Raw genomic sequence first — 25,615 nt, 5'->3', positions numbered from 1 at the left:
TTCCATCAGCCATGCTTTCCAAAAAACGATTGACGATGGTGTGCAACCATGATAGGATTTATCTCAAATCGACAATACATATTAATCCAGTAGGAATTAGTGGGATACCGGACAGCCGGAGACTCCATCATTTACGATGAGAGCTCTCCGGTTTTTTTGCGCGTTCATTCGTCAGTTGCGCGCGTCGATTGCTATACCGACCGGATAACCGGAGGCCTTGCATATCCATCACGGGATGTCGGGGCCTTTTTCATTGCAATCTTAGCGCATCTGCCACAAGTAGGGGAGGAGTACGATGTCGATACACAAACAAGCAGAGACGGTCCGTTTATTCGAAGGCGACCGATCACTGCCGATTAGTAATGACTTGATCGCGCAGGCCTATTCGCTACCGCGTTCGCCGGAAGAGCTGAGGCTGAAGCGGTCCGGCTTCTATGAGCTGGCGGACGGCACCTCCGCGTTCACAGATGGCTGGACGGATTACGCGCACGCCCTGCTTGCCGGATGGCGGGCACACGAGTCGACCGTACTGCCTGATGAAGTGGGAACGCATGGCGCTTGGTGGCGGCTTTACAAGCAAAGCGAGCATCGGCGCAGCGTGATTACGACAACGCTCCATCCAATCACGCGCCAGGACGATGGACAGCCGGTCGCGCGATTGGATCAAGACGGCGGACTATTGCTGCGAGGGCGGCAGACGTTCGGCGAGGACGCGCGGTTCGCGGATGAGCTGCTTGTCTTCATTCGCGAGGAAGGCGCAGCGGAGCCCACGGCCGCGGCGCTCATTCCGAGGCAGACGGAAGGGCTGCGGTTGACTCCTACTTACGGAAGCGGCGCGGCGGAATCTTCGAACGGCCCTGTTGTGGCGTTCTACGAGGAGGTCGCAATCCCGCCGGAGAGGCTGTGGGTCGGGCAGGATAGCGGCAGCTTGAACCGGCTGCTCGGCCATCCGCTCGTCAAGTCGCTTGCCGACTATCAGCGGGCGTCCAGGCAGCTGGCTGCGATCGAGCTGATCGCGGGCACCGCCTTCTCGCTGGCGGATCATACGGGCCGCGGCGAAGAACTCCATATTCAAGGCGAGCTAGGCGAGCTGATTCAAGGCATGGAGACGCTGAAGGCGCTGCTTCATGCCGCAGAGCTCGGAGCCGCGGCGAGCCCGGCAGGCGTGCTATTGCCCGCAGCGGCATCGCTTCACGCCGCAGCGCTAACGGCCGGCGAGACCTACGGCCGAGCGGTTGACGCGCTGCGGCACATCGGCGCTGCGGCATTCTTGGCCAACCCGTTCATCACGACGGCGGATTCCAAGATCAACGGCCAACCATCGCTGCTTCAGTTCGCCTGGCGACTGGCGGGAAGCTCGGAGGCCGCCCGAGGGAGGCTGCATGAGCAGCACGCGTTCGGCGACAAATTGTCGCTATCGCAAGAGCTGTACCGTCATTACCCGGCGCACTTGCTCCGGAGCCGGTATCGCGAATTCTGGCAATCCTTGCAGCCGTTAGACGGCAATTACGATTCGGAGGTGCGGACATGACCGTCAAAATCTCGGCAAGATCGGTCCACAAGGCGTTCACGACAGGCGCCGAGGCCAGAAGAAAAGAGTCGATCACCGTGCTGGACGGCTTCGATCTGGACGTGAAGCAGGGGGAATTTCTCGCCATTCTCGGCCCGAGCGGCTGCGGCAAATCGACCTTTCTGCATCTATTAGCCGGATTGTCGAAGCAGACGTCAGGCGAGATTACGGTAGATGGCGTGCCGATCGACGGCGTCAACAAGAAGCACGGCGTCGTGTTTCAGGGCTACGCGTTATTCCCTTGGCGCACGGTCTTGGAGAACGTCGAGGTCGGCCTGCAAATCCGGGGCGTCCGGTCGAAGGAGCGGCAGCGGATCGCCAGGGAATATATCCAGCTCGTCGGCTTGCAGGATTTCGAGAGGCGGTATCCGCATGAGCTGTCCGGCGGCATGAAGCAGCGCGTCGCGATCGCGCGGTCGCTCGCATATGCCCCGGATGTGCTGCTCATGGATGAGCCGTTCGCGGCGCTGGACGCGCAGACGCGGGAAATCTTGCAGACAGAGCTGCTGCGCATCTGGGATGCGAAGAAGACCACGATCGTGTTCATCACGCACAGTCTGGATGAAGCGATCTATTTGGCGGACCGCGTCGCCGTCATGACGGCGCGTCCCGGCAAGGTGAAGGAGCTGATCGATATTCCGCTTGAGCGGCCGCGGGCGGCGGACATTCGCAATTCGGACGCGTTCGTTCAGCTTCGCAGGCGGGCGTGGGACATTTTGAAGGATGAAGTGGACAAATCGCAGCAGCTGGGAGCGCCGGGCAGGACTGCTCCGATCGGAGGCGGGGGCAATCCGGCTGCCGAAGGCAAGCCGCAGCCGGCCGCGGATATCGGGGCGGAGCGCTTCCCGGAGAAGGCGGCAAGCCATGGTTGAAGGAAACGAAGGGGCGAAGGCGCGCATAACGGCAGGCAAGGCTTATCTCGATCGATTGCACGACGGCCGCCGGGTGTGGCTGGACGGGGAGATTGTCCCCGATATCCGCAGCCACCCGGCATTCCGGGGAACCGTTCGGTCCGTAGCGGCGCTGCTCGATCGACAGGACGATCCGGCGACCGAATCGCAGCTGACCTTTACGACCGATACCGGGGCGAAAGCGAATATCGCCTACCTCATTCCGTCATCGAAGGAGGATTTGTTCAGACGCAGCCATGGACTTAAGATCTGGTCGGACGCGACATTCGGCGTCATGAGCCGCGTCGCCGGATTTTATCGTTCCCAGCTGACGGGCTGGTATATCGCCCGGCATCTCATTGCACGGGAGCAGCCGGATTTCCCTTCGAGAATAGCCGATTATTACGCTTACGTCCGGGACAACGATCTGCTGGTGACGGCGGCCGGCCATGACCCGCAGATCGACCGGACGAAGCTGGCTCACGAGCTCGGCGATCTATATACGGCGGTACGCATCGTTCGCGAGACGGAAGATGGCCTCGTCGTCCGCGGGGCCAAAATGATCGGGACCGGCGCTCCATATATGGACGAAATCGTCGTATCCCCTCATAGCAAAAAGACGGATGACGAGCAGCGTTACGCGGTCATGTTCGCGATTCCGGCCAGCCATCCCGGCGTGCACTTGATATGCCGAGAGTCGTTCGCCTCCGACCGGGAAGCGGATCATCCGCTCAGCTCGCGATTCGACGAGATGGATGCCGTGCTCGTCTTCGACGACGCGATCATCCCGTGGGAGCGGGTATTCGTGAAGGACGATCCGGACGCGATCTGGCGCATCCGCTCGGACCGGATGGCGAGCGCGCTCAGCTTGCACGAGAATATTGTCCGGCTGGTAAGCAAGCTCGAATTTATGGCGGCGGTCGGGACCGAGCTGGCCGAATCGATCGGCATAACCAAGTTCGCGCATGTGCAGGAGAAGCTGGCCGAGCTGTATGTCCAGCTGGAATCGATCCGGGCGCTGCTGCTGTCCGCCGAGCACCGGGCGACCCATCATCCGCTCGGCGTATGGGAGCCGGCGCTCGAGCCGATCCTGACCGCCAAAAACTTGGGCAACCGATACTATCCGCGAGCGGTGGAGATTTTGCAGCAGCTCTCCGGCGCCGGCATGCTCCAAGTGCCTTCGACGATCGCCGAGCTGAGCGGACCGCTAGGTCTTCAGCTTCGGAAGGTGTATCGCGGCGCAGACCGGGATGCGGAGGAGCGGGTGAAGCTGCTCAAGCTGAGCTGGGATCTGGTCGGCAGCCGGCTTGGCGCAAGGCACGAGCTGTACGAGCGGTTCTACGCGGGCGATCCGGTGCGAACGTATGCCGGGCAGTACGTCGGGTATGACAAGCAGCCGCTGCTCGAGAAGGCGGCGCGAATTACGGGATGAGGGAATGGGTTCAACGACGGGCGATATCTCTTCTCGGCATCATCCTGTTGACCGCGATGCTGTGGCTGCTGCTCCCAGGAAGCATCGGCTCGGCGCATTCGTCGCTCACGAATGCGGTTCCGGCTCCGGACGGCCGGCTTGCGGAGTCGCCTTCGGCGATCGTGCTGCGATTCAACGAGCGGCTGGAGAACAAGGGGTACGCGATTCAAGTGTACGACAGCCGCGGGCAGCCCGCGGCGAAGAGCGAAGCGACGCTGGACCCGGACCGCCGGGCGCTGCGGTTGCAACTCCCGCCGCTTTCGGAGGGCAGCTATACCGTCGCCTATCGGCTGTTGTCGGCGGACGGACATCCGATACGAGCCTCCTATGTGTTTACCGTCGGATTGAATACGGAGGGGATCAGGGGTTATGCCTCGGCATCGCGGCTGCACGAAGAGCATGTGCTTGGCGACAACATCCCCTACTGGATCGTGCGCGGTTTGTATTTCGCCGGGCTGCTGTCCGCCACGGGATGGATTGGCTTGCGCGTCTACGCGCCGGAAGTCGCGCTGCGGAACAATCGCCGCTACGAGCGGACCCGCAGGACGGTAATCGGCGGCCATCTGCTCGGCTTGCTGCTGCTCGCATGGCAGGATTACGGCAAATTAAGCATCGGCTTCGATTCGACCGAACGGCTGGACCTTCTATTCGGTACCTCGATCGGACTGTCCTACGCGATCGCCATACCCGCCGCGCTGGCTGGCTTCTGGTTGACCGGCAAGGCGCGGGCCGTGGATGCGGGCTGGATCTTGCTCGTCTTCGCGGCCAAAGGGTTGAACGGCCACGCGATGGGTTATGCCGTTCCTTCTATTACATATGCGCTGGATGTGCTGCACTTGAGCGCAGCCAGTCTATGGGCAGGCGTCTTGCTTGCCTTCGCGATCATCGGCGTGAAGCGATTGACGGGAGGGGAAGGATCGGTTGCCGCCGCGCTATCGCGGACCGCTTTCGCCTCCATCGTCGTCTTAGCCCTTAGCGGTCTTGCAACCGCGGCGCTGTACACGAACGGATTCGTCCGATTGCTTGACGCGCAGTGGGGACGCCTGATGCTGGCCAAGGCCGGGGCGGTCATTCTGGTCGTCGTCGCTGGCGCCTTCTTGAGGCGGGCGCTGCGTAAGGGAACGCTGCGCCAAGGCTCGGCTTGGCTGCTGTTCGACGGCGCGCTGCTGGCTGCCGTGATCGGCATTACGGCCGTGTTCACATACTTGAATCCGCTGGCGGCGACCGGCCCGCTGTTCTGGCACGAGAAGGTGAACGGCATCCACATTGCGGCGATCATTACCCCGAACCAAGTTGGAACGACGAATCAGTTCCAGGTGGCGATCGGCGGATGGAAGCGGGCTTCCGCTACGGCTGCCAAGGAAGCGGCGGCTGAAGGCCATGAGGGTCCAAGGAGGGTGACGCTGCGCCTTCAACCGCTTGACCGGCCGGAGATAGCGCCGATTGACGTGCCGCTCGCCATGCTGCCGACCGAAGGAGGTAAGCGCAGCCTGTACGAGTACAATTACGCGGCTGAGGGCAATTATTTGTCGCTGCCAGGCAAGTGGAAGCTTGAGGTGAGGGTGCAAGGCGAGTCGTTGAACGAATTCGTGACAGACACAAGCTTTTATAGCGAGAACGAGAACGAACAGTAGGAGGGGATGGGCGTGGCAAAATGGGGTGTTGGGGCAATCGTCGCAATCGCGCTTATGCTGATGCTGGCAGGAACGGTGTCCGCGCATGTGACGGTGCTGCCGAACGAGACGACGCAGGGCGCCTATGAGGTATTCACCGTCCGCGTGCCGACGGAGCTGGAATCGGAGACGACCAAGGTGGAGCTGCTATTCCCGGAAGGCGTTGAGATCAGTCGCGTGCAGCCGCTGGCCGGCTGGCGCTATGCCTTCGGTGGCGATGCGGACGGCGCGAAGTCGTCGATTGTCTGGACGGCCGAAGGCGCGGGGCTGAAGCTAGGCGAATTCGGCGAATTCAAGCTGCAGGGGAAAGTGGCGGATGACGCGCAGGAGCTCGTGTGGAAGGCGATCCAATCGTACGCGAACGGCTCGGTCGTCGAATGGGCGGGCGAAGCCGATGCCCAGACGCCCGCATCCGTAACGAAGGTGCTGGCGGGCAGCGGGGAGGCGGGCCACCATGGCGCGGCGGGCGATCACCATGCCGGCGCCACCACGGGCAGCGAGACCGCGAGCAGTGACGGGCTGCTAACTTCGCCGCTCTTCTATCTGTCGCTGGCGGCGCTGGGCGCGGGCTTGGTCGCCTTGTCGCTGGCGCTCGGCTTGCGCCGAAGCAAACAACTGGTCTGATCGCGCGACGGAATGAATCTAATCGAGGGGGAGAAGAAGCACATGATGAACAACGGTATGAGAAGGAAGCGGAAATGGACGAAGCTCGCCTTCGTCTTGGCGTTCGCGGTGGCATTGTCCGCTTGCGGCAACGCCGGGAACAAAGCCGGAGAAGGGGAGGATGCCGAGTCTGCGGGGACGAACGGCGGAGCGGAAGTGGTCGAGTTCAAATACCCGGACAATCCCGGGTTCGATCTCGTCTACTTGGCCGATGAGCTTGGCTATTTCGAAGGCACCCGCACGAAGCCCAAATACATCGGCAAGGTAGCCGCGCCGCAAATTATCCCGCTTGTCGGCACGGGCGATATCGACTTTGGCGCGCGTATGGTGCCGCTGGTCATATCGGCGATCGCCAGCGGCGCGGATATCAAGGTCGTCTCCGCTGGGGGCAAGACGCTGCAGGAAGCGCCGCACATGAAATATTTCGTGCGTAATGACGGCTCCATCAAGACGCCGAAGGATTTGGAAGGGAAGACGATCGGCTTCAACAGCTTCGGCGCCTGCGCCGAGTTCGTCTCGAAGAAATGGTTCAAGGAGCAAGGCGTCGACATTAGCAAAATCGAGTTCCTCGTCGTGCCGGACGACAAGCAGGAGCAAACGCTGGAGCAGGGCGGCATCGACCTGGCCATCATTCACGCGCCGTTCTCGGGCAAGGCGGAGCATAATGACAAGTTGGTCAAATTGTGGAGCGACTACGATCTGGACGGCGGTCTGGGCGGCATGGCGCCGTACAGCGTCAACGGTAAATTCGCCAAGGAGCATCCGGAAGCGGTGAAGGATTTCGTATCGGCGATCGCCAAGGCGGCCAACTGGGTCAACGCTAACCCCGAAGAAGCGAAGCAGATCATCGCCAAGCGGCTGGGCGTCGATGTGAAGTATGTCGACCGGTTCGCCTATGTGGACGACCTCGTCGTTACGGAGGAGCCGATTCAGTATTACATCGACATTCTGGAAGAATACGAGAAAATCCCGAAAGGGAAAGTGAAAGTCAAAGATGTCTACACGAACGAATTCAACGCGTTTGCGCCAGGTACCCCGGCATAGGCGCCAGGAGAGGAGAACTTTCGTCATGAGCGGTAAAGCAGTCACGTTTAGGAAGGCCGTCGATCGCAGTCTCGCGATCGTCTTATTCTTCATCGTCTGGGAGCTGCTGCCGAGGCTCTCCATCGTTAATGCCGCGTACTTGAGCCCGCCGACGGACGTCGTCGTGGCGATCGGGAAGCTCATCCAGAACGGCGAGCTGTGGACTCACGTGGCGGCTAGCCTGCGCCGTTCCTTGTCCGGTCTCCTGCTCGCCATCGTGACGGGGACCGTCGCGGGACTGCTGCTCGGCTGGTTCAAGCGGTTCGAGACGATCCTCGACCCGCTGCTGCAGCTTGCGCGCCAAGTGTCGGCCTTCGCCTTGTTCCCGGTGTTCATCCTGTTCCTGGGCATTGGCGAGTCGTCCAAAACGGCGATCATCTTCTGGGCATCGTTCTGGCCGATTCTGCTGAACACCGTCAGCGGGACGAAGCAAGTGGAGAGGCTGCTGATCGACTCCGCCAAGTCGATGGGCGGATCGCAGCTGTTCCTATTCTTCCGCGTCATTCTGCCCGCGGCCGCGCCGAGCATATTCACCGGTATTCGGCTGGGGGGCGCGTACTGCATCACCGCGCTCGTCGCCGCCGAGATGATCGGCTCGTCAGCCGGGCTCGGCTTCTATATTCTGAACTCGCAGGAAATCTTCCAGATTCCGGACATGTACGCAGGCATCATATTGCTAGCCATTCTCGGCTTGCTCCTCAACTATGTGCTGGCGTTCATCGAATCGCGGTTCACGCGGTGGCGGAGGGGGCTAGCGAACAATGGCTAGACGGAAGCCGGATTGCCGATGCGGGGGCTGAGCAAGCGGCTCGGACTTGCGCTGCTGTCGACCGCTTTGCTCCTGGGCGGCTGCGGGGATCGTAGCGAGGAAGCGGGCAAGGTATCAAGGCAGCCCGTCGATAGCGGCAAGCTAAAGCTGGGGTATAGCGGCAGCAGCGCCTTGATCGGCTTGCAGAAACGCGGCGACGTGGAGGCGAAGTTGGCGGCGCATTCGCAATCGGTTGAAGTCCAGTGGCAGCGGTTCGACGACGATGCGGCGTTGTTCCGGGCCATCGAGGAGGGCCGCGTCGACATCGGCGCCGTCGGCCATGCCGTGCCCGCGCTCTTGCACCGGGAAGACGCGCCGCTTGTCTATTTGGCGGCCGAACCGGCTAATCCCGCGGCATACGCGATCGTTGTCCCGCTCGATTCCGGCATTTTCACCGCAGATGATTTGATAGGGAAGCGGATCGCCTCCGCACCCTTCTCCAACGAACATCTGCTGCTGCTCCAGACGCTCGGCTCGGCAGGGTTGTCCGAGCGGGATGTGTTGCTTGCCCCGCTTGCGCCTGCCGATACGCTTCGCTCGTTGGAAGGGAGAGAAGCGGACGCATGGGCGGTCGCCGAGCCGGAACTAAGCCGCATTGAGCCGCTCGGAATTCGGATCATCGCCGATGGGACGCTGTCCGCGGCCAAACGCGACATCTATGTGACGACGCCGGAGAGTCTGAAAGGTCGGGAAGCGCTATTCCGGCTTGCGGTCGACGCGATCGGCGAATACGATGACTGGATGCTGGCCCAAATCCATGACGCGGCGGAGCTGCTCTCGGGATTGACCGGCATCGAGCATGCCGGCTGGCTCGCGTCGTTCGAGCGCAAATCGTACGGGACGGCGCCGTTCCTCGCCAGCATCGCAAAGGAAGAGCAGCAGGTCGCCGACACGGCCGCCAAGCTCGGCGGAAGGAAGAACGGCATCGATGCGCAAGGATTCATCCGAGCATGGATGCCGGAATAGTCGAAGAATAGAGAGCTGCTGCATGTTATAGCAACTCTGAACGCAAACACGCCAATTCAAGGCGTGTTTTTTTGCTAGTTTCTAGTCGTATAATAGGGTCGCAGCGGGCAATCGCGATGAGGGGAATGTTATAGAATGCCGACAAAAGGCAAGCATGGGGTGCGTTTCGAATATGTCGCCGAACGGGATGTTCAGCGAGTATCGGTAGCGGGGACGTTCAATAACTGGAACAATCTGCGCAATGCAATGACGAACAGGGGCAATCGCGTTTGGGAGATCGAGTTGGACATTCCCAAAGGTAGACATCTTTACAAAATCGTCGTCGAGGACACGGAATGGCTGTTGGACCCGACCAACCCGAATATTTCCGAGGACGGCCAGAATAATTCGGCGTTCACGGTGACCGAAGCCGGCGACGTATTGATCCGGACGACCGACATAGACGAGCAGCATCCGGGTTTTCTGTATCAACACTTCTGTGCGCTTGAAAGTCCGGAGTGGATTCGGCAAGCCGTCATCTATCAGCTCCACCTTCGCGCCTTTGATGAGCAGGGATTCCAGGGGCTGACGAATCGACTGGGTTATCTGAGAGAGCTTGGCGTCAACACGTTGTGGATGATGCCTTTCCAACTTGTTGGCGAGCAGAATAGAACCGGTACATACGGAGATCCCTATGCGGTTCGCGATTACTATTCAATTGATGGCCATTATGGCACGGCGGAAGAGCTGAAGCAGCTGATCGGGGCTGCGCATGCCAGCGGGATGCGGGTCATCATGGATTGGGTGATGAATCGCGGGAGCATCGACCATGTGTGGACAAGGGAACACCCGGAGTACTTTACCCGCAACGAGCAAGGCGAGCTATACTACGAAGTTCCGAATCGAATCTGTTTTGCGGGTTTGAATTTCGACAATCCGGAGATGAGAGAACGCGTCGTCGAGGCGATGGTCTATTGGCTGACGACATTCGATTTCGATGGGTTCCGGCTCGACGATTCGGACATTACGCCGTTGGATTTTCTGAACGACATCAGGCAAGAGCTGAGCAGCATTCGCGAGGATGTCGTGCTTATCTCGCAATCGTATGACGAGTACCACCACATGGAAGCATGCGACCTGACTTATGACGGCAGCTTGAGGGATGTAATTCGGGGAATCTCCGATCGTACGCTCACGCAGCGTGATTTCATGCGGATTTACGATTCCTACACGTACAGCTTTCCGAGAGGGGCTTTGCGGATGCGGTGGCTGGAGGAGAAGGAGCAGCCGCGCATTAGCGAATACCTAGGCTACGAGCTGGCCAAGCCTGCGGCATCCATTCTCATGACGGTGGAGGGGGTTCCTTCGCTTATGATGGGGCAAGAGTTTAATGAAGGAACACTTCGCACATGGGCGTCGTTGTTCGAGGAATACCGCTTGGATTGGGAACGGTTTGATCGGGAGATGTATGCGCATTATCAAACTTTGATTCGTCTGCGAACACGGCATGCGGCTTTCTGGAAGGGCAAGCTGGAGTTCGTCCCGAACTCGGAACAATCCGTTCTTTCCTATATAAGAAGCAGTGAAGAGGAACGTTTCCTGGTCATCGTCAGCTTGTCTGAACTTCCGCTTCGCGTTCGATTGGCAGACGCCACGACAACCGGCGAGTTGATGAACAGCCGCCTGATCTACCGGACCGGGCAAGGGGCGGAGCCTGGCGTTGAAGACAGAAGCGAGATCGTCGTAGCTGGCTATGAAACGCTAATTTATCGGCTGGACAAAGCGGCTCAAGTGTAAGCGGATATAGAGCGGCTCTCGAAGATGAGACCATGAGAATAAACAAGCCAAACCATATGTCCAATCCGGACGCGGGTTTGGCTTGTTCGGCTGCCGCCCTAGAGCAGCGGCGAGAGTGGGCTGCCCTGGCTGCATGAGATAGATCGCAGCCGCCTCTGGGCCGGGGGGCGTCAGAACGGATACTGCGCCTCTTCCCATTTCTCGTAGATCGGCTTCAAATACGGATCGCCCGCCAAATCCTCGAATAGCAATGGCGGCTTGCGAAGTGTCTTGCGCTTCTTCTGGATCGACGTTAACGCTTCGAGCAGCATGGCGTCGCGTTCGTCGGCAATCGCCTGCAGCCGATCGACGGAGGCGTCCGAGGTCGCCAGCCGCGCGAGCATGCTCTTGAAATTGGCCACGATCGCATCCAGCGTCTCCACGTCGGCGGCCGTCGATTCCTCCAGCCCCTGCTCCACGTTCCGCAGTTCGAGACCGAACATCGCGTCGTCGATCGGCGTGTCGAACAAGGAGTTGGCATAATTCTCTTCGATAGCTTTCACGATATAGCCCGCCATGTTCCGGATCGTCTGCCCTGTGCTCATCGCCCGCACGTGACGCACGTTCTCTTCGATATAGAACGGATGATAGGCTTTCGCGAGCTGGACGGCTTTCTTCCGATGAATGCCGTTCTCCACCAACAGCTGCAGCAGCGTCTCGGCATCGTAATTGGCCACTTCCTGGTCGTTGTTCATGTTCTTTGTATTCTTGTGGATGCGGAAAATAAAGGATTCCACGGATCGCCCGACGCGCTTATGTATGTCGTAGGTAAACAAGATATCCGTCTTTTCTTCGAGCTCCGTTTGCGCGCGGTCGATCAGCTCCCGCAGATGCTTCAGCATTTTATACTTGTCGTCGGGGATGTTGAGCAGATGGCGAAGCTCGTTCACCTTGATGATCCGCTCTTTCCGGAACTCCCGCTCTTTCAGCACCTCGTACAGTCGCCAATTGTATTCGGATTTCAGCTTAAGAACGTTTTTGAGGCGGAATTTGGTGTACGCTCGCTTCAAATTGCGGAAGAACGGCGCCAAGTCCTCCGACAATTTTATGGTCACCCGGCCTTCGCCGTCTTTATAGGTTGCGCTCTGCACCCACGTGATCTTCTGCCGCGTGTTGTCGTGCGATAGTTTGAGCTGCTTGGACTGAAGCGAATCGATCGCCTTCTCGACCCGTTCGTAGAAGGACTTCCCTTCAACCCCGATCAGATTCGCCAATTCCTTGATCGAGACGGTAAACGTCTTAAACTCTTCGTCGTCGGGCTGCACGAGGGAGACGAGAGAAAAGATCAGCCGGCGCTCCGTAAGATCGAGGTCCTGCTGCGCGTTGATAATCTCCCGCGACTGATTCACCCAGTAATAATCTTTGATGTCCGCTTCAACCGCTTCCGGCAAATTCAAGGCCAGCTGACCATCGGCTTCGACTTCGAGCACCTCTTGTGCATTTGCTTGATCGTTCATTTCGCTACGCTCCTCTACCAATCTACTATATCCGATTTTTTTCGCGGGAGAAATGGAAGAATTAGGTTGTTTTTTCGACAATCTCGATATGTCCGTAAAAACGGAACGACACCGGAGGAAGTTTATTGCGTGCAAATGCCCAAAGGAAAAGCGCGGAATGACTTGCCCGCCGACCGGGGTGCGTCTTATGTCCGCAAAAACGGAACGAAAAAAAATTTTCAGATGTCAAATGCGCAACAGACGGTATATGTCCGTAAAAACGGAACGCTAGGAATGGATCGCAGAAGGGATCAGTCTGTTCGAATGCCAGGATAGGCGGTTCTGTTCCGAAAATGAGGGAATAGGCTAGCTTCAAGCGCGAATTTCCGATATGACGGTTCCGTTTTTACGGACATGTAGAGCTAATTTGGGCCGAACGCGGCGCAGGTGGTTCCGTTTATACGGACATATGACGCGGAAGCAGGCGGAATGGGCAGGCGGTAGGTCCCGTTTTTGCGGACATTAAGCCCGGAGAGAATGCCCCGTTTCTACGGACATTTGCATTCACGGTCCGTTTTTACGGACATAACCCCCGTTTTTGCGGACATTTCCGCCTTACGGTTCCGTTTTTCAGGACATATTAGTCCGTTTGTGCGGACATGACCCCGTTCGTACGGACATTACGCCCCGTTCATCCGGACATGACATTCCGTCGCTCCGGACATGTCGTCCCGTTTTTACGGACATGAGATTCCCTTTATACGTACTTTTCGTTCCGTTAGTAAGGACATATAGCAAGCGTATGCCTTGACTCGAGCGGATTCGGACGACGCTTAACAATAGTAATCATGTAATAAACAATCAAATAGATTATAAAAAAGCAATAACATAGTCTAGGTAAACAGATGCTAGGATGGAACCCTGTGGATAAGTAAGCGCAATCCGCAAAAACTACGCACTAGATCTACCTATTAGGAAGCTTCGCAAACTGCATTTCTGTATACAACTTGAATATCGATAGAGCCCGATATCCCCACGATTCTCTTTCCAAAGACGGTTCCGATTCCGATAGAGCCATGCTACAATAATGACAAAGTTAACCGCTTAACCTTTACGAATAACGACTTGTGGTAACGCTTACAATTCGAGTTGCTTTCTGCCGGGAGGTCGTACATGTTCAAGCTTAACAACTGGTATTTACGATTGCTCGTTTCGTATTTTCCGATTCTAGTGCTTACCGTTTCGATGATCATTTTCCTATCCTTCATCGCGGTGAACGAAATATCGCGGTCCGAGACGGCCAAGGCCGACAACATTACGACCGGCTATGTAGTCGACAGCATCGAGACATCTCTCCATGAGGTCGAATTCAACGTGCTGAACGAGGCATCCAAAAATTTAAACTATGCGGCCTATCTGAACGGTTCCCCGGAGACCCAATACAAATACAGCGTCGTCCATAGCTTACGCGCGCTGGTTGAGGATAGCGACCTGATCGAATCGATCTACCTCTATAGGGAGTCCGATGACACGGTGCTGACGGCCAACGCGCAGACCGAGCTTGCGGATTTTGGCGACCGGTCGTTCGTCGCGCAAGCGAAAGAGAATCGCGCTTATCAGGGCTGGTCGGCAAGTCGGGAATATCGGGAATTCGACCGGTTAGAGCCGGTTCGAGTGATTTCCATGTACAAGCAGACGCCGCTTCCGTTCGGGAAAGATGGCATTCTGGTCATCAACATCGATCTGTACGCTATCGAGCGAATTATCGGCAGCATGACGAATCGGCAAGTATCGTTCATCCATATCACGGATGCCGCGCATCAGCGTATCTATCCCGCGGTCAACAGCCCGGACGATGTCGGCGGCGGCAGCGTGCTGACGACCCTTACGTCGAGCTCCCTTGGTTGGACGTTCGAAAGCGGGCTGCAGGCAGGGCGGTTGCTCGGATGGGTATCCGTCGTGTCCTATGTATGGGTCATTATGGCGGTGCTCACCTTTGTCGTGGCTATCATCTATATTATCTGGGTCACGAGGCGGAACTACAAACCGATCCAGCTCATGATGAGCCGGATTCAATCGTTTCAGCTGCGCGGCAGCGATGGGAACGCGGTCGGCATGGACGATCTGACGATCATCGACCGTGCGCTCGAGAATTTGATCGTGCAGTCGCAGGATTACGAGAAGGAACAGCGCGAAAGCGCGATGCTCCAACGCAGACAGCTGTTTAACGAGCTCATCAGCGGCCAGCGCAGCGAGCAGACCATCCAACGCATGCGTAAGCTGAACTTGCTTCCGCCTACCGGACGCTATGCCGTCATGGTCGCTAGAGTGAACCGGCATGACCATTTTCAGGCGGAGAACACGCATAACGAGCAAAACGTATTGAAATTCGCGCTTGGCAACGTCATTCAGGAGCTGGCGCTAGGCGAAGGCTTGCAAGGATGGGGCGAATGGGCGGCGCCTGACCGGATCGCGTTCATCTTCGCCGTCACGGACGCAAGTCCGGATATGGTGGAGCAGCTTCGCAAGACGGCGAGCGTTGCCAGGCAATGGGTAGACGAGCATCTGCGCCTCGCCCTGTCGCTGGGCATCGGGACCATCGTGGACGACTGGGGCCGAATCGGACAATCGTACCGCGACGCGCTATCCGGGATGGAATATCAATTCGCCATCGGACAAGACGCAATCACGTACAGCGGCGATATTCCGCAAGGCAACCCGCGCGGAATGTTCCATCATATGCAGCATTGCACGGAGTGCGTGCAGCAGTTCCGGCTGACCAACGATAGCTGGCGCGAGACGTTCGACGAGTTATTCCGCCAGTTGGAGAGAGACACGCTCAAGGACGAGGATATCCATTCGCTCGTGCAGCTGTTCATACAGACGCTAAGCCGAGAGCTGAAAGATTTGTCGGACGCGTTGAACGAATGGCTGGAAGGCGACCGAGCATCGGCGCTGAACGCGAAGCTTACGGACGCGTCTGCACTTGCCGAGATGAAGGAGCTGCTGCTTGAATATTTGATCGAGCTCTATGACGTCTATGCGGCAATGAGCGAGACCAAAAGCTACAAGTCGATGATGACCGAGATGCGAGCGTATATTCAAGCCAACTTCGCCGATCCGGATCTGTCGCTGAAGCATTTGAGCGACCGCTTCCAAATCTCGGGGAAATATGCCAGCCACTTGTTCAAGCTGGAATACGACATGAAATTCGTTGATTTCCTCGTGCAGCTGCGGATGCAGCATGCCGAGCATTTGCTCGCGGAGACGGACGAAACGGTGCAAAACATCGCCCTGCAAGTCGGGTATGCCAATTCGATCACATTCGGCCGCGTGTTCAAACGAACAACCGGCGTCACGCCAGGCGAATTTCGAAGACTCAAAATGCGCCCCTCCCCGCAAACGTAGAGGTGGTCAAAATGCGGCTGTGAAGCCGCATTTTTTAATTTCGAGGGAGACCGTAAGTTATGGCGATATAAGGTGATTGGTTCGCGTTCGAATGCAGCATTCGCCGGCGTGATGTTGTTCACGGATATCTTTTAAGTAAAGCGTGTACACGTAAGTGGACGGAAGCGAGGATCAGCAGACAATTGACACCAAGCTTCGAAAGTAGAGGTTACCATCCAAGGCAAACGTACCGAACGAAGCTCGAACTAAAGCCTTTGTCCAGAGGGCGGGAGCCCATGGATCTCCTCCTTAGGAAAGATGCTGTCGCGTTAAGGAAAAACGTCCGATGAAGCCACCCATGGCCTATAGTTGACACGCTTATGTCTTCGGACTAACTTCAAAACCCACTGAAGCTTTGTCCGCGAAGACAAAAGCGTGCCCAGCTCTAGCCGACCCGCCGACCGCGAACAATCGTGGCTGCACGAAGAGGGGTGTCCAGAGGTAAACGTTTTCCGGATGGAAAACGACTTCGGAAGCATAAGCTCAGTCCTTTGGTTCCCCTCAGCGGAGGGGGAAGGGGGAGGGATTCTCCAATCCTTGGTAAGGTAAAGGTTACGACATTCAGTTTATCCCCCCGGATTTCAGTCCCAAACGAAAACGGTTTACACCGGGAAAATGATCTATACAGATCGCCAAAAGCCAGTAACGACGCGGGTTTGGCGAATCGGTTTGCGATGCCGAAACCGGTTTATTGTCATCGCGCCGCAAACCGTGCCATACTGAGGCCACCTCCCGAACACGGGCCGCAAGCCGCGGTTGAAAGCGCGTTCAATAACGAGACATCGGATTGGCTGCACACCCGGTGGACGGGAGGAAGCGTACATGACGAAAGAGGGGTTAGAACCATGGTAAAAGCGGCAAGCGGAACAAGGAAAGCCAGCAGAATACTAGCGGTCACGCTCGGATGTACCATGCTGCTCAGCGCATGCAGCGGCAACGGCAATAACGGAGGCACGAACGCTAGCCCGAATGCGAACGAGAACGCAGCCGCGGGCGGCAACAAAGCTTCCGGCGAACAAGTCACCTTGAAGGTCGAAGTGTTCGACCGGGGCAACTCCCCGGCCGGCTCGACGATCACGAACAACTACTTAACGAAATACGTGCAGGATAACTTCGGTACGCCGAACAACATCAAGGTGGAATTCGTGCCGGTCCCGCGTTCGGAAGAGGTACAGAAGCTGAACGTCCTGATGGCGAGCGGCAGCGACGTGCCGGATATCGTGTTCACCTACGACTCGGGCACCTTCTATCGATACGCGCAGCAAGGCGGCTTGACCGATCTCGGCGAGCTGATCGACAAGTCCGGCGCGAACTTGAAGAAGTTCCTCGGCGACGACACGCTCGCATATGGTCAATATGATGGCAAGCAATTCGCGCTGCCGGCGAAACGCGCGCACTTGGGTAAGTACGCCTCGTTTATTCGCCAAGACTGGCTCGATAAACTGGGGCTCCCGGTGCCACAGAACACCGACGAACTGTACACCACGCTGAAAGCGTTCAAAGAAAAAGATCCCGGCCAAACCGGCGGCAAAGTCATCCCGCTCGGCATGGCGCTGGCGCCGGCACAATTCGAGCCGCTGCTGTGGTCCTTCATCCAGCCGGTGACGGAGGAGCAGCGTTATACGCTGACGCAACAGCTGGGATCCAACGATTATCCGATCCTGCTGCCAGGCTTTAAGGACGGTCTGCAATTCATGAACAAGCTCTATAACGAAGGGATGATGAGCGCGGACTTTAGCCTTGATGAGGACAAGAAGAAGCTGAACGAAGATGTGACCAAAGGCTTGGTCGGTTTCTTCAGCGAAGACGACATGAACCCGTTCTACGCGGACTTAATGTATGCGACGCTTCAGAAAAACTTCCCGGATGCGAAGCTGTCTTCGGTCGATGTGTACACGGACTCGGAAGGCAAGCATCCGAAGCCGGAGTATGCGCCGATCGGTCTGTTCCTCATGATTCCGAAGAGCAGCAAGAACGCGGAAGCAGCTGTCAAATATCTGGACTGGATGGCTTCCGGCGATAACCTGTTCCGCATGCAGAACGGCGTGGAAGGCGAGAATTACACGCTGGAGAACGGCATTCCGATGGCGAAAGCCGACGCGACCGACGAAGTGAAGAACCGCATCTACAACTGGGGCGATATGGCGATCATCTCGAACGGCAAGCAGCTAGGCGATACGGACAAAAACGTTGAAGCTTACGTGCTGGGCATGCCGGAGCAATACCGCGATGAAACGCGCAAAGCGCTCACGATCTCGAGATCCGATACGATCAAGCCGGTGCTGTTCGACCGCCCGATTGAAGCACAGGCCAAATACGGCACGGCGCTGCGCGACAAGCTGAATGAAATTATCGTCAAGACGACGATGGCCAAGCCGGATCAATTCGACGGCACGTATGAATCCATGCTGAAGGACTACATGGCATCCGGCGGCCAAGCGATCCTCGATGAACGTACGAAGGCCTATGAAGAGATGAAAAAGTAAGGGAAACGGAAGACAACAAGATGCTAGGGGATGAAGGCACGCAAGCGCCTTCGTCCCCGGGCACGACCGTCAAGCGGATAGGGGGGAATGGCAATGAACTTGGCTGTGTACTTGCGAAGATACTGGCAATTGTACGCGCTGCTTATTTTACCGGTCAGTTACTTTATTATTTTCAAATACGGGCCGATGTACGGCATTCTGATTGCTTTCAAAGACTTCAACTTCTTCCAAGGCATTAACGGCAGCGACTGGATCGGGTTCGATGCATTCCGGGAAGTGTTCGCGATGGCGGACTTCTTCAAGACGCTGCGCAACACGCTGATGCTTAATTTCCTGGACCTGCTCGTCTCCTTCCCGGCGCCCCTCTTCTTGGCGATTATGCTGTATGAGCTGAAGATCGTCTGGTTCAAGAAGCTATCGCAAACCATTTTGTATATCCCGCATTTCATCTCGTGGGTTATTATCGGCGGGATCGTCTATCAAGTGTTCGGCACGCAATCCGGCATGATTAACAACATCGTAACCTCGCTCGGCTTCGAAGCCATTCCGTTCCTGACGGATAAGAACGACTGGCTGATCACCTATTTGGCCGTTGGCGTGTGGCAAAGCGCCGGCTGGGGCACGATCATCTACTTGGCGGCACTGACTGGCATCAACAAGGAGTTATTCGAAGCAGCCGATGTTGACGGCGCAAGCCGTCTGCGCAAAATCCGGAGCATCACGCTGCCGTCGCTGAAGCCGACGATCGTGACACTGCTCATCATCAATCTCGGTCATATGATCGCAATCGGATTCGAACGTCCTTACATTATCGGCAACACAGCCGTCCGCGACTATTCCGATGTGCTCAGTACGTTCGTGTACCGGATCGGCATCGAGTCTGGCCAATATACGCTTGCAACGGTCGTAGGCTTATTCCAAGCCGTGGTCGGGTTGATCTTCGTGCTCGGCGCCAACTATACGTCCAAGAAGCTGGCTGACCAGAGCATCATGTAAGCAATGGATGACGACGACAATGAGAAAGGAGCGATAAGACATGAGAGATCAACAGGCCAGCCGAACGTTCGACGTCGTCAATACGATTGCAACTATCATCTTCGTGCTGCTATGTCTGGCTCCATTTCTTCACATATTGGCCATTTCGTTCAGCTCCGCGAGAGCGATTATGTCCGGGGAGGTCAGCCTCCTGCCGGTAGAGTTCAACTGGAAAGCGTATAATCAGGTTTTCACCGATATGTCGATGATCCGGTCGTTAGGATTTACGGTTATGCTGACGCTCTTGTTCACGGCGCTCTGCATGCTGATGACCATTGCCGCGGCTTATCCGCTGGCGAAGACCAAATTGAAAGGCCGCAAGGCGGTCATGTTCTTGATCGTCATTACGATGTTCTTCAGCGGCGGCATCATTCCGGAATACATGCTTGTTCGCAATCTGCATCTGCTCGATACGGTCTGGGCGCTCGTGCTGCCAGGGTTGATCAGCCCGTTCTACTTGATCATTCTTATCACGTTTTTTCAGAATATTCCGGATTCTCTCGAGGAATCGGCGGAGATCGACGGCAGCTCGCATTTCCGCATGCTGGTCAGCATCATTGTGCCGCTATCGATGCCGGTTATCGCCACGCTGAGCCTATTCTACGCCGTCGGCCGCTGGAACGGCTTCCAAGATACGCTCATGTATATTACAAGTCCCGAGATGTATCCGCTTCAGTTAAAGCTGTACCAGCTCGTGCAGAACAACATGGTTAGCCAACTGATCGCATTGGAAGGGGCAACGGGCCAGTCCATGCTTCAGCCGGAAGCCTTGAAGGCCGCCAGCGTTATTTTCGCAACGGTGCCGATCCTGCTCGTCTATCCATGGCTGCAGCGGTATTTCGTCAGCGGCGTCATGCTCGGAGCGGTCAAGGGTTAATCGAAGTCAGGCATTAAGTCTGCAACCTGTCTGACTGAAGCAAATAGAGGCAGGTTCGCGGGCAGCTGCAGGAGGTTGCAATGGGGAAGGACAAGGGAGAGTATTCGTTCTCGACATGCTGGAATATTAAGCGGCATCCGACCGGAAGCGGCATGATCGATGAAATCAAGGCGCTCGGCTTCCGCCGCGTCGAGCTGAACTATAACGTGACGCCGGAGCTGCTGGCGACGATCGAGCCGATCATCGAACGGGGTGACATCGCGGTGTCAAGCGTGCATAACACGTTCCCGCACGTGGCGGACCCCGACTACGGCACCGATTCCGTACTGCTCGGCTTCGAAGACGAGGAGAAGCGCCGTCGTGCGATCGAGCTGCTGATTCGATCGGCGGAATACGCCTACCGATACGGGGCGAAGGCGGTCGTCGTTCACCCGGGCGAGGTCCCGTTCGACTATAACATCGATCAGGCGTTGAAGAAGATTTATAACGAGGAAGGACCGTCGTCGGCTGCGTACGCCCAGCTTTGGGGCGAAATGATCGAGCGCCGGGAAGCGCTGGCGGACCGCTACTTGAGCAGGATCGGCGATAGTCTGGAGGAAGTGTGCGACCGTATCGACGCGAAAGGCTGGAAGGTCGCCATCGGCATCGAGACGCGTTCGCGCTGCTACCAGATGCCGACGCTGCGCGAGGCGCGCGCGGTGTTCGACCGGCTGCAGGGGGCGAGGGTCGGGCTATGGTACGACTTTGGCCATGGCATGATGATGGAGCGGATGGGGCTGTATGATAACGCGCGGGATATGGCGGCGATCCAAGATTACGTGGTCGGCATTCATATCCACGAGACGGTCGGGCTGTCGGATCACTGGTGCCCTTATGTGCACAGCGGCGACAACGACTACTTTGATCGTTTCCTGCCGATCATCGCGGCGGCGCCCGTGAAGGTGTATGAGCTGAAGGCGGCTTGTACGCCGGAGGAGATTGAGCAAAGCCACGAGCTGCTGCTCGCGAAGTTGGAAGCGCGAGAGGCTTTGCGTTAATGGACTTGAAACGTTTGGCCGCTTACTCGCCGCTGCTCTATTTCGATCGTGCGGAGCCGTTCTATCCGGTACGGATCGGCGTCTCCGTCCTTCGTATCGGCGAGCGGTCGCCATCATTTCGGCCGCGGGACGCGATGAACTGTTCGTCCCGTGGGCGACGCTGTTCGAGGAAATACCGGCACGGATCGAAGCAGAGCTGGACACGATTCGGCGTGCTTTAGAGGGCAAGAAGCTGGAAGGATGATGACGAATGACAATTTACGAGAAGCTGGTCGCCGTCAATGACGACTGGGTCGCGCCGGGAATCGATCATCAAATCATGGATATCGGAAGCCGCTTCTACGGCGGCGTGGCCGATCCGGATAACGGGGTGGCATGGCCGACCCATACCGGTACGCTTACGGTCATGGCGGTCTGGGGATGCGCGCTCGTAAACGAAGACTCCCGCTATTATCGCGACGAGCAGGTGATGGAGCGCCTTACGCTGGCATCCGCCTTCATCGTTCGTCTCCAGCACGGGGATGGCACCATCTCGCCAGGCTGGACGAATATGCATTCGCCGCCGGATACCGCCTTCGCCGTCGTGGGGCTTGCCCAGCTGCACGAGCTGCTGGCGGAGGACGACTGGGCGGCGCTTGCGGAAGCGCGTGCGAACATTCGGCTGTTCCTAGAGCGTTCGTCGCCCGCGCTGCTCACCGGCGGCTGTCATACGCCGAATCACCGATGGGTGCTGGCCGCGGCGCTTGCTTTCCTGCATAGGCTGACAGGGGAAGAAGCGCTGATCGCCCGTGCCGGCGCGTGGCTGGCGGAAGGGATCGATATTACCGAAGACGGCGAATGGACCGAGCGAAGCAACGGCATCTACAACGGCGTGAGCGACATCATGCTGCTTCATGCCGCCGAGCTGCTCGGCCGGCCGGAGCTGCTGGAGCCGGTTCGCCGCAACTTGCGGATGATGGCCTATCTGGTCCACCCGGACGGGGAAGTCGTCACCGATTATTCCGGCCGGCAGGACTTCGGCCAGGCGTTCGATTTGACCGGTTATTTGCCCGCTGCCAGCCTGATGGCGCACCGTGATCATGATCCATTGTTCGCGGCGCTGGCGGAGCTCGGCGGCGAATCGCTCCGTCATCCGGGCGCGATATCGAACAATGGATTGTTTCCGTATTTGCTCCGTCCGGAGCTGCGCGATACCGGCGTCGAGCCCGGCGCGCTGCCGAACCAGTACCGGATCGTCATCAACGGAGGGTTCGATCGGCAGCATTATTTGAGCCAAATGGCATCGGCCGGTCACGGCGGACGCATCTATCACAGCCGCCTCCATCCGGATTTCGGCGCGCCGGTTGCGCGGCGGCGGGACGGCGGCACGAGCGTGACGGTCATGACGGAGACGAACTCGTTCTTCGCGCTTCGGCACGGCGCGGCGAAGCTGCTCGGCGTACAGGTAAGCAGCTCGTTCGAGCCTGGCTTCATCAAGATGAACGACCTGGAACAACTCGATGACGGCTATCGGCTGAGCGGCGAGGAATCCAAAGGCTATTACGGGCCGATCGCGGCAGAACGTCTCCCGGAATCGGCGGCCGGCGCGGTCAGCCCGTGGTATTTGCTCCCGCATCAGCTGCGCGAGGTGACGCACCTCCAGCACCATATGGTGGCGGTCGAGCTGACGGAGACCAAGGATGGCTGGAAGCTGCGCGTGCGATGCGATATGCCGGACGTGCTGCTGACTCAGATTTCGTTCGTGTTCGGGAAGGAAGGCGCATTCAGCGGCGGGGAACGAGCGCCTGCCGAGACGGGGACGCAATTCTGGAAGGCCGGCGTCGTGACGTTCGCAAGCGGCGAAGATTGGATCGAGGTGACCGGCGGCGCGCACGAGCACCGAGCCAGGTCGATACGCGGGGCCTCGTTACCGGCGGACTGCCAGACGCTGGTCGTCAACGTGCTGACGCCGTACGACCGGACGTTCGATATACGCCTGTCGCCGCAGAATGGCAAGAGGGGGAACGCACAATGACCGTCTATATGGACGCGCATGACAGCGCGCGATATGCCTTCGGCGACGACGAGCTCCGCATTCTTGAGCTGCTGGCCAACCGTTACATCGGCGCCAACCCGCCGATTCCGTTCGCCTATCGCGCCTTCTCGCGCGAGGGCATCCTGCAGAATGCGGAAGGCTTGTACGAGATGGAGCTTACCTCGCGCTTGCCGCAAGCGGCGCATGGCGACTACGCCTACGTGTTTGGCCTGGTTTGGAGCGACAACGAGCGTTCGATCGACTGCAACTTGGAGCCGATCGGCCCGATTAAGCTGTACTTGAACGAGGAGCTGCTGTTCCGAACGTCGGCCGTGGAAGAGATGAAGCCGGATGCGCGAGTCGTCGTTCCGATGCAATTCGCCAAAGGGTGGAACCGGATTCTGATCGAAGCCAGAAGGACGCCGGCAGGCTTCGGCTGCCGCTTCGGCGCCGATGAGGCGAAGGTGCGCATCTTGAACGTGCTGGCGCCGTTCGCCGGACGGGAAGGGAACGCCGGTTGGGTCTACTCCGCGCCGGTGAAGACGTCCCTTTACGGAGCGGAGGCTTGGCCGGACGCGCGGTCGTCGGAAACGGAGACAGGCTTAAGCTGGCTGCCGCGCGCGAGCTGGACGGAGGGGGAGGCGGGCTTGCCGAATCTGGAGCGGCTGTTCGGACGGCCGGAGACGACGGTTGCCGGTTATGGCTGGACGCGGCTTCTCGTGACGGGCACCCGCGCGCTCGAGCTGGAAGGACGCGTATACGGACCGGCTTCGGTATGGCTTGATGGCGAGCTCGTGCTTGAGTTGAACGAGGCGGGGACGTTCCGCCATAGCGTAACGCGCGCAATCGGCGGAGGCCAATTGTTGATTCGCGTGTTGAGCGGTCCGCAGGGCTGGGGCTTCGAATTGACCGCGACGGCGGACGGTACGCGGGTTGCGTTCGAACAACCGCAGCATGTGCACGGTAACGACGGCGTCTGGTTGTATGCCGGACCAATCGGGGTCGGTGCCGAACTTGCGGCATCGGCCATCTGCGGGACGAACAAGCTGCTGCCTGCCGTCGATCTCGGCGGCCGTCCGGCAGGCTTGACATATTGGGAGGTGGATGCGCCGAATACGCGTCTGCGTCCGTTTTACGAGAATGCGATGCTGAGCAACAAGTGGACGACCGGCACGGCGACCAACTTCGGGCGATGGGATTATCCGCTCGGCGTCACGATGTACGGCCTGCTGCGCGCGGCGCAGGCGCTGGGGCGCGACGAGCTGTCCGCTTATGCGCAGTCTCACATTCGCAGCTGCACGGACATGTACGACTACTCGTTATGGGATCGCCGCGAATACGGGTTTCCGGGCATCAACCATCAGCTCGTGATGATGCGGATGCTGGACAATTGCGGCTCGTTCGGCTCTGCGATGCTGGAAGCGCATTTGCGTGAAGGGGATGATAACGTGCTCCGCATTGCCGATACGATCGCGGACTTCATGCTGAATCGACTGGAGCGGCGGGAGGACGGCGCCTTCTTCCGGCTGAGCGAAGGCGAATACTTCGACAACACGATGTGGGCGGACGATCTGTACATGAGCGCGCCGTTCCTGACGCGGTATGCCATCGTGAGCGGGAAGCGGGAAGCGATGGATGAAGCGGCGCGGCAATTCCTGCTGTTCCGGCGATATCTGTTCATGGAAGATCAGTGCGTCATGTCGCACGTGCACGATTTCAAATACGCTCAGGCGACGCGCGTGCCTTGGGGCAGGGGCAACGGATGGGTGCTGTTCTCCTTGACGGAGCTGCTTGAGCATTTGCCGGAAGACCACGAGGACCGCGAGGCGCTGCTGGACTTCTTCCGGACGATGTGCGCCGGCGTAGCGGAGCTGCAGAGCAGCTCGGGGTTATGGAGACAGGTGCTCAACGAGCCGGAAGCGTACGAGGAAGCATCATGCACCGCGATGTTCGCGTACGCCTTCTCGCGAGGGGTACGCTTCGGATGGCTAGCCGGCGATTCGCGATTCGCGGATGCGGCGATTGCGGCATGGCGCGGTTTGACGGGTAAGGCGATCGACCGCTCCGGCAACGTCCACGGCGTCTGCAGCGGATCCCGGTATTCGTTCTCCCCGGACTACTACATGTACGATCTGCGCACGGTGATCAACGACAATCACGGTATCGGCATCATGATGCTGGCCGGCGTGGAGATCCATTTGCTCAAGCGCTATCTAGAAGCGTGGTGAAAACCAGTATTATCCGGTCGGTATAGATCTACACGCCATACCGACTCTCCGGCCGCTTCTTCGCTACGTTTCTAGTCGCTGGAGCGCTTACAAAATAATCTCGTCCAAGTGGCATA

At 58.1% G+C, this 25,615-nt stretch carries 18 protein-coding genes; 17 read left to right on the top strand and 1 reads right to left on the bottom strand.

Translation table 11 applies throughout. The annotated features are described in order from the left end of the window. Positions 1-295 precede the first annotated feature (295 nt). From ACFFSY_RS29075 to ACFFSY_RS29035, 9 genes are all read left to right on the top strand, one after another. Entirely contained in the window at positions 296-1,531 is a 1,236-nt protein-coding gene (locus ACFFSY_RS29075; protein ID WP_377500810.1) for a 4-hydroxyphenylacetate 3-hydroxylase C-terminal domain-containing protein, read from the top strand. Continuing rightward, positions 1,528-2,442: an ABC transporter ATP-binding protein gene (locus ACFFSY_RS29070; RefSeq protein WP_377500808.1), complete on the top strand. Its 915-nt coding sequence runs from the start codon at positions 1,528-1,530 to the stop codon at positions 2,440-2,442. Before ACFFSY_RS29075 ends, ACFFSY_RS29070 begins: the two co-directional genes overlap by 4 nt. Beyond that, positions 2,435-3,892 (top strand): 4-hydroxyphenylacetate 3-hydroxylase family protein, encoded by a 1,458-nt coding sequence (locus tag ACFFSY_RS29065; RefSeq protein ID WP_377500806.1) that lies wholly within the window; start codon positions 2,435-2,437, stop codon positions 3,890-3,892. The genes ACFFSY_RS29070 and ACFFSY_RS29065 overlap by 8 nt, the downstream gene beginning before the upstream one ends. Further along, entirely contained in the window at positions 3,889-5,565 is a 1,677-nt protein-coding gene (locus ACFFSY_RS29060) for a copper resistance CopC/CopD family protein (RefSeq protein WP_377500804.1), read from the top strand. Before ACFFSY_RS29065 ends, ACFFSY_RS29060 begins: the two co-directional genes overlap by 4 nt. 12 nt (positions 5,566-5,577) lie before the next feature. Beyond that, the gene (locus tag ACFFSY_RS29055) at positions 5,578-6,228 is read left to right on the top strand and encodes a YcnI family copper-binding membrane protein (protein WP_377500802.1); all 651 of its coding nucleotides are present in this window, start codon (positions 5,578-5,580) and stop codon (positions 6,226-6,228) included. A gap of 42 nt (positions 6,229-6,270) precedes the next feature. Then, positions 6,271-7,311: an ABC transporter substrate-binding protein gene (locus ACFFSY_RS29050; protein WP_377500800.1), complete on the top strand. Its 1,041-nt coding sequence runs from the start codon at positions 6,271-6,273 to the stop codon at positions 7,309-7,311. Positions 7,312-7,336: 25 nt separating this feature from the next. Further along, positions 7,337-8,119: an ABC transporter permease gene (locus ACFFSY_RS29045; protein WP_377500798.1), complete on the top strand. Its 783-nt coding sequence runs from the start codon at positions 7,337-7,339 to the stop codon at positions 8,117-8,119. A gap of 18 nt (positions 8,120-8,137) precedes the next feature. Beyond that, positions 8,138-9,124 (top strand): ABC transporter substrate-binding protein, encoded by a 987-nt coding sequence (locus tag ACFFSY_RS29040; protein ID WP_377500796.1) that lies wholly within the window; start codon positions 8,138-8,140, stop codon positions 9,122-9,124. Between the two features lie 135 nt (positions 9,125-9,259). Next, a complete protein-coding gene (locus ACFFSY_RS29035) occupies positions 9,260-10,900 on the top strand; it encodes an alpha-amylase family glycosyl hydrolase (protein ID WP_377500794.1) in 1,641 nt (546 codons plus the stop codon). Between the two features lie 170 nt (positions 10,901-11,070). On the opposite strand, the gene ACFFSY_RS29030 is transcribed toward ACFFSY_RS29035, so the two are convergent. Next, positions 11,071-12,396 (bottom strand): replication initiation protein, encoded by a 1,326-nt coding sequence (locus ACFFSY_RS29030; RefSeq protein ID WP_377500792.1) that lies wholly within the window; start codon positions 12,394-12,396, stop codon positions 11,071-11,073. Positions 12,397-13,548: 1,152 nt separating this feature from the next. On the opposite strand from ACFFSY_RS29030, the gene ACFFSY_RS29025 reads away from it, so the two are divergent. The 8 genes from ACFFSY_RS29025 to ACFFSY_RS28990 all read left to right on the top strand — a co-directional run bounded on the left by ACFFSY_RS29025 (position 13,549) and on the right by ACFFSY_RS28990 (position 25,499). Continuing rightward, positions 13,549-15,783: a helix-turn-helix domain-containing protein gene (locus tag ACFFSY_RS29025; RefSeq protein WP_377500790.1), complete on the top strand. Its 2,235-nt coding sequence runs from the start codon at positions 13,549-13,551 to the stop codon at positions 15,781-15,783. 884 nt (positions 15,784-16,667) lie between these two features. Further along, the gene (locus ACFFSY_RS29020) at positions 16,668-18,308 is read left to right on the top strand and encodes an extracellular solute-binding protein (RefSeq protein WP_377500788.1); all 1,641 of its coding nucleotides are present in this window, start codon (positions 16,668-16,670) and stop codon (positions 18,306-18,308) included. A 93-nt stretch (positions 18,309-18,401) separates the two neighbouring features. Then, positions 18,402-19,304, top strand: coding sequence for an ABC transporter permease (locus ACFFSY_RS29015; RefSeq protein WP_377500786.1), 903 nt, complete (start codon positions 18,402-18,404; stop codon positions 19,302-19,304). Between the two features lie 40 nt (positions 19,305-19,344). Next, positions 19,345-20,220 carry a carbohydrate ABC transporter permease gene (locus tag ACFFSY_RS29010; protein WP_377500784.1) on the top strand — a complete coding sequence of 292 codons (876 nt, stop codon included), beginning with the start codon at positions 19,345-19,347 and terminating at the stop codon, positions 20,218-20,220. Positions 20,221-20,300: 80 nt separating this feature from the next. Beyond that, the gene (locus ACFFSY_RS29005) at positions 20,301-21,257 is read left to right on the top strand and encodes a sugar phosphate isomerase/epimerase family protein (protein WP_377500782.1); all 957 of its coding nucleotides are present in this window, start codon (positions 20,301-20,303) and stop codon (positions 21,255-21,257) included. Beyond that, positions 21,257-21,478, top strand: coding sequence for a hypothetical protein (locus ACFFSY_RS29000; protein ID WP_377500780.1), 222 nt, complete (start codon positions 21,257-21,259; stop codon positions 21,476-21,478). The genes ACFFSY_RS29005 and ACFFSY_RS29000 overlap by 1 nt, the downstream gene beginning before the upstream one ends. A gap of 29 nt (positions 21,479-21,507) precedes the next feature. Further along, the gene (locus ACFFSY_RS28995) at positions 21,508-23,271 is read left to right on the top strand and encodes a hypothetical protein (RefSeq protein WP_377500778.1); all 1,764 of its coding nucleotides are present in this window, start codon (positions 21,508-21,510) and stop codon (positions 23,269-23,271) included. Continuing rightward, positions 23,268-25,499, top strand: a complete 2,232-nt coding sequence (locus ACFFSY_RS28990) for a glycoside hydrolase family 88/105 protein (RefSeq protein ID WP_377500777.1) — start codon at positions 23,268-23,270, stop codon at positions 25,497-25,499. The genes ACFFSY_RS28995 and ACFFSY_RS28990 overlap by 4 nt, the downstream gene beginning before the upstream one ends. Positions 25,500-25,615: the final 116 nt, after the last annotated feature.

This window comes from Paenibacillus aurantiacus (genome assembly GCF_042431225.1).
GTDB lineage: Bacteria > Bacillota > Bacilli > Paenibacillales > Paenibacillaceae > Paenibacillus_Z > Paenibacillus_Z aurantiacus.
Note: the sequence above shows the minus strand (reverse complement) of the source record. Positions and strands in the feature narration are given on the sequence as shown.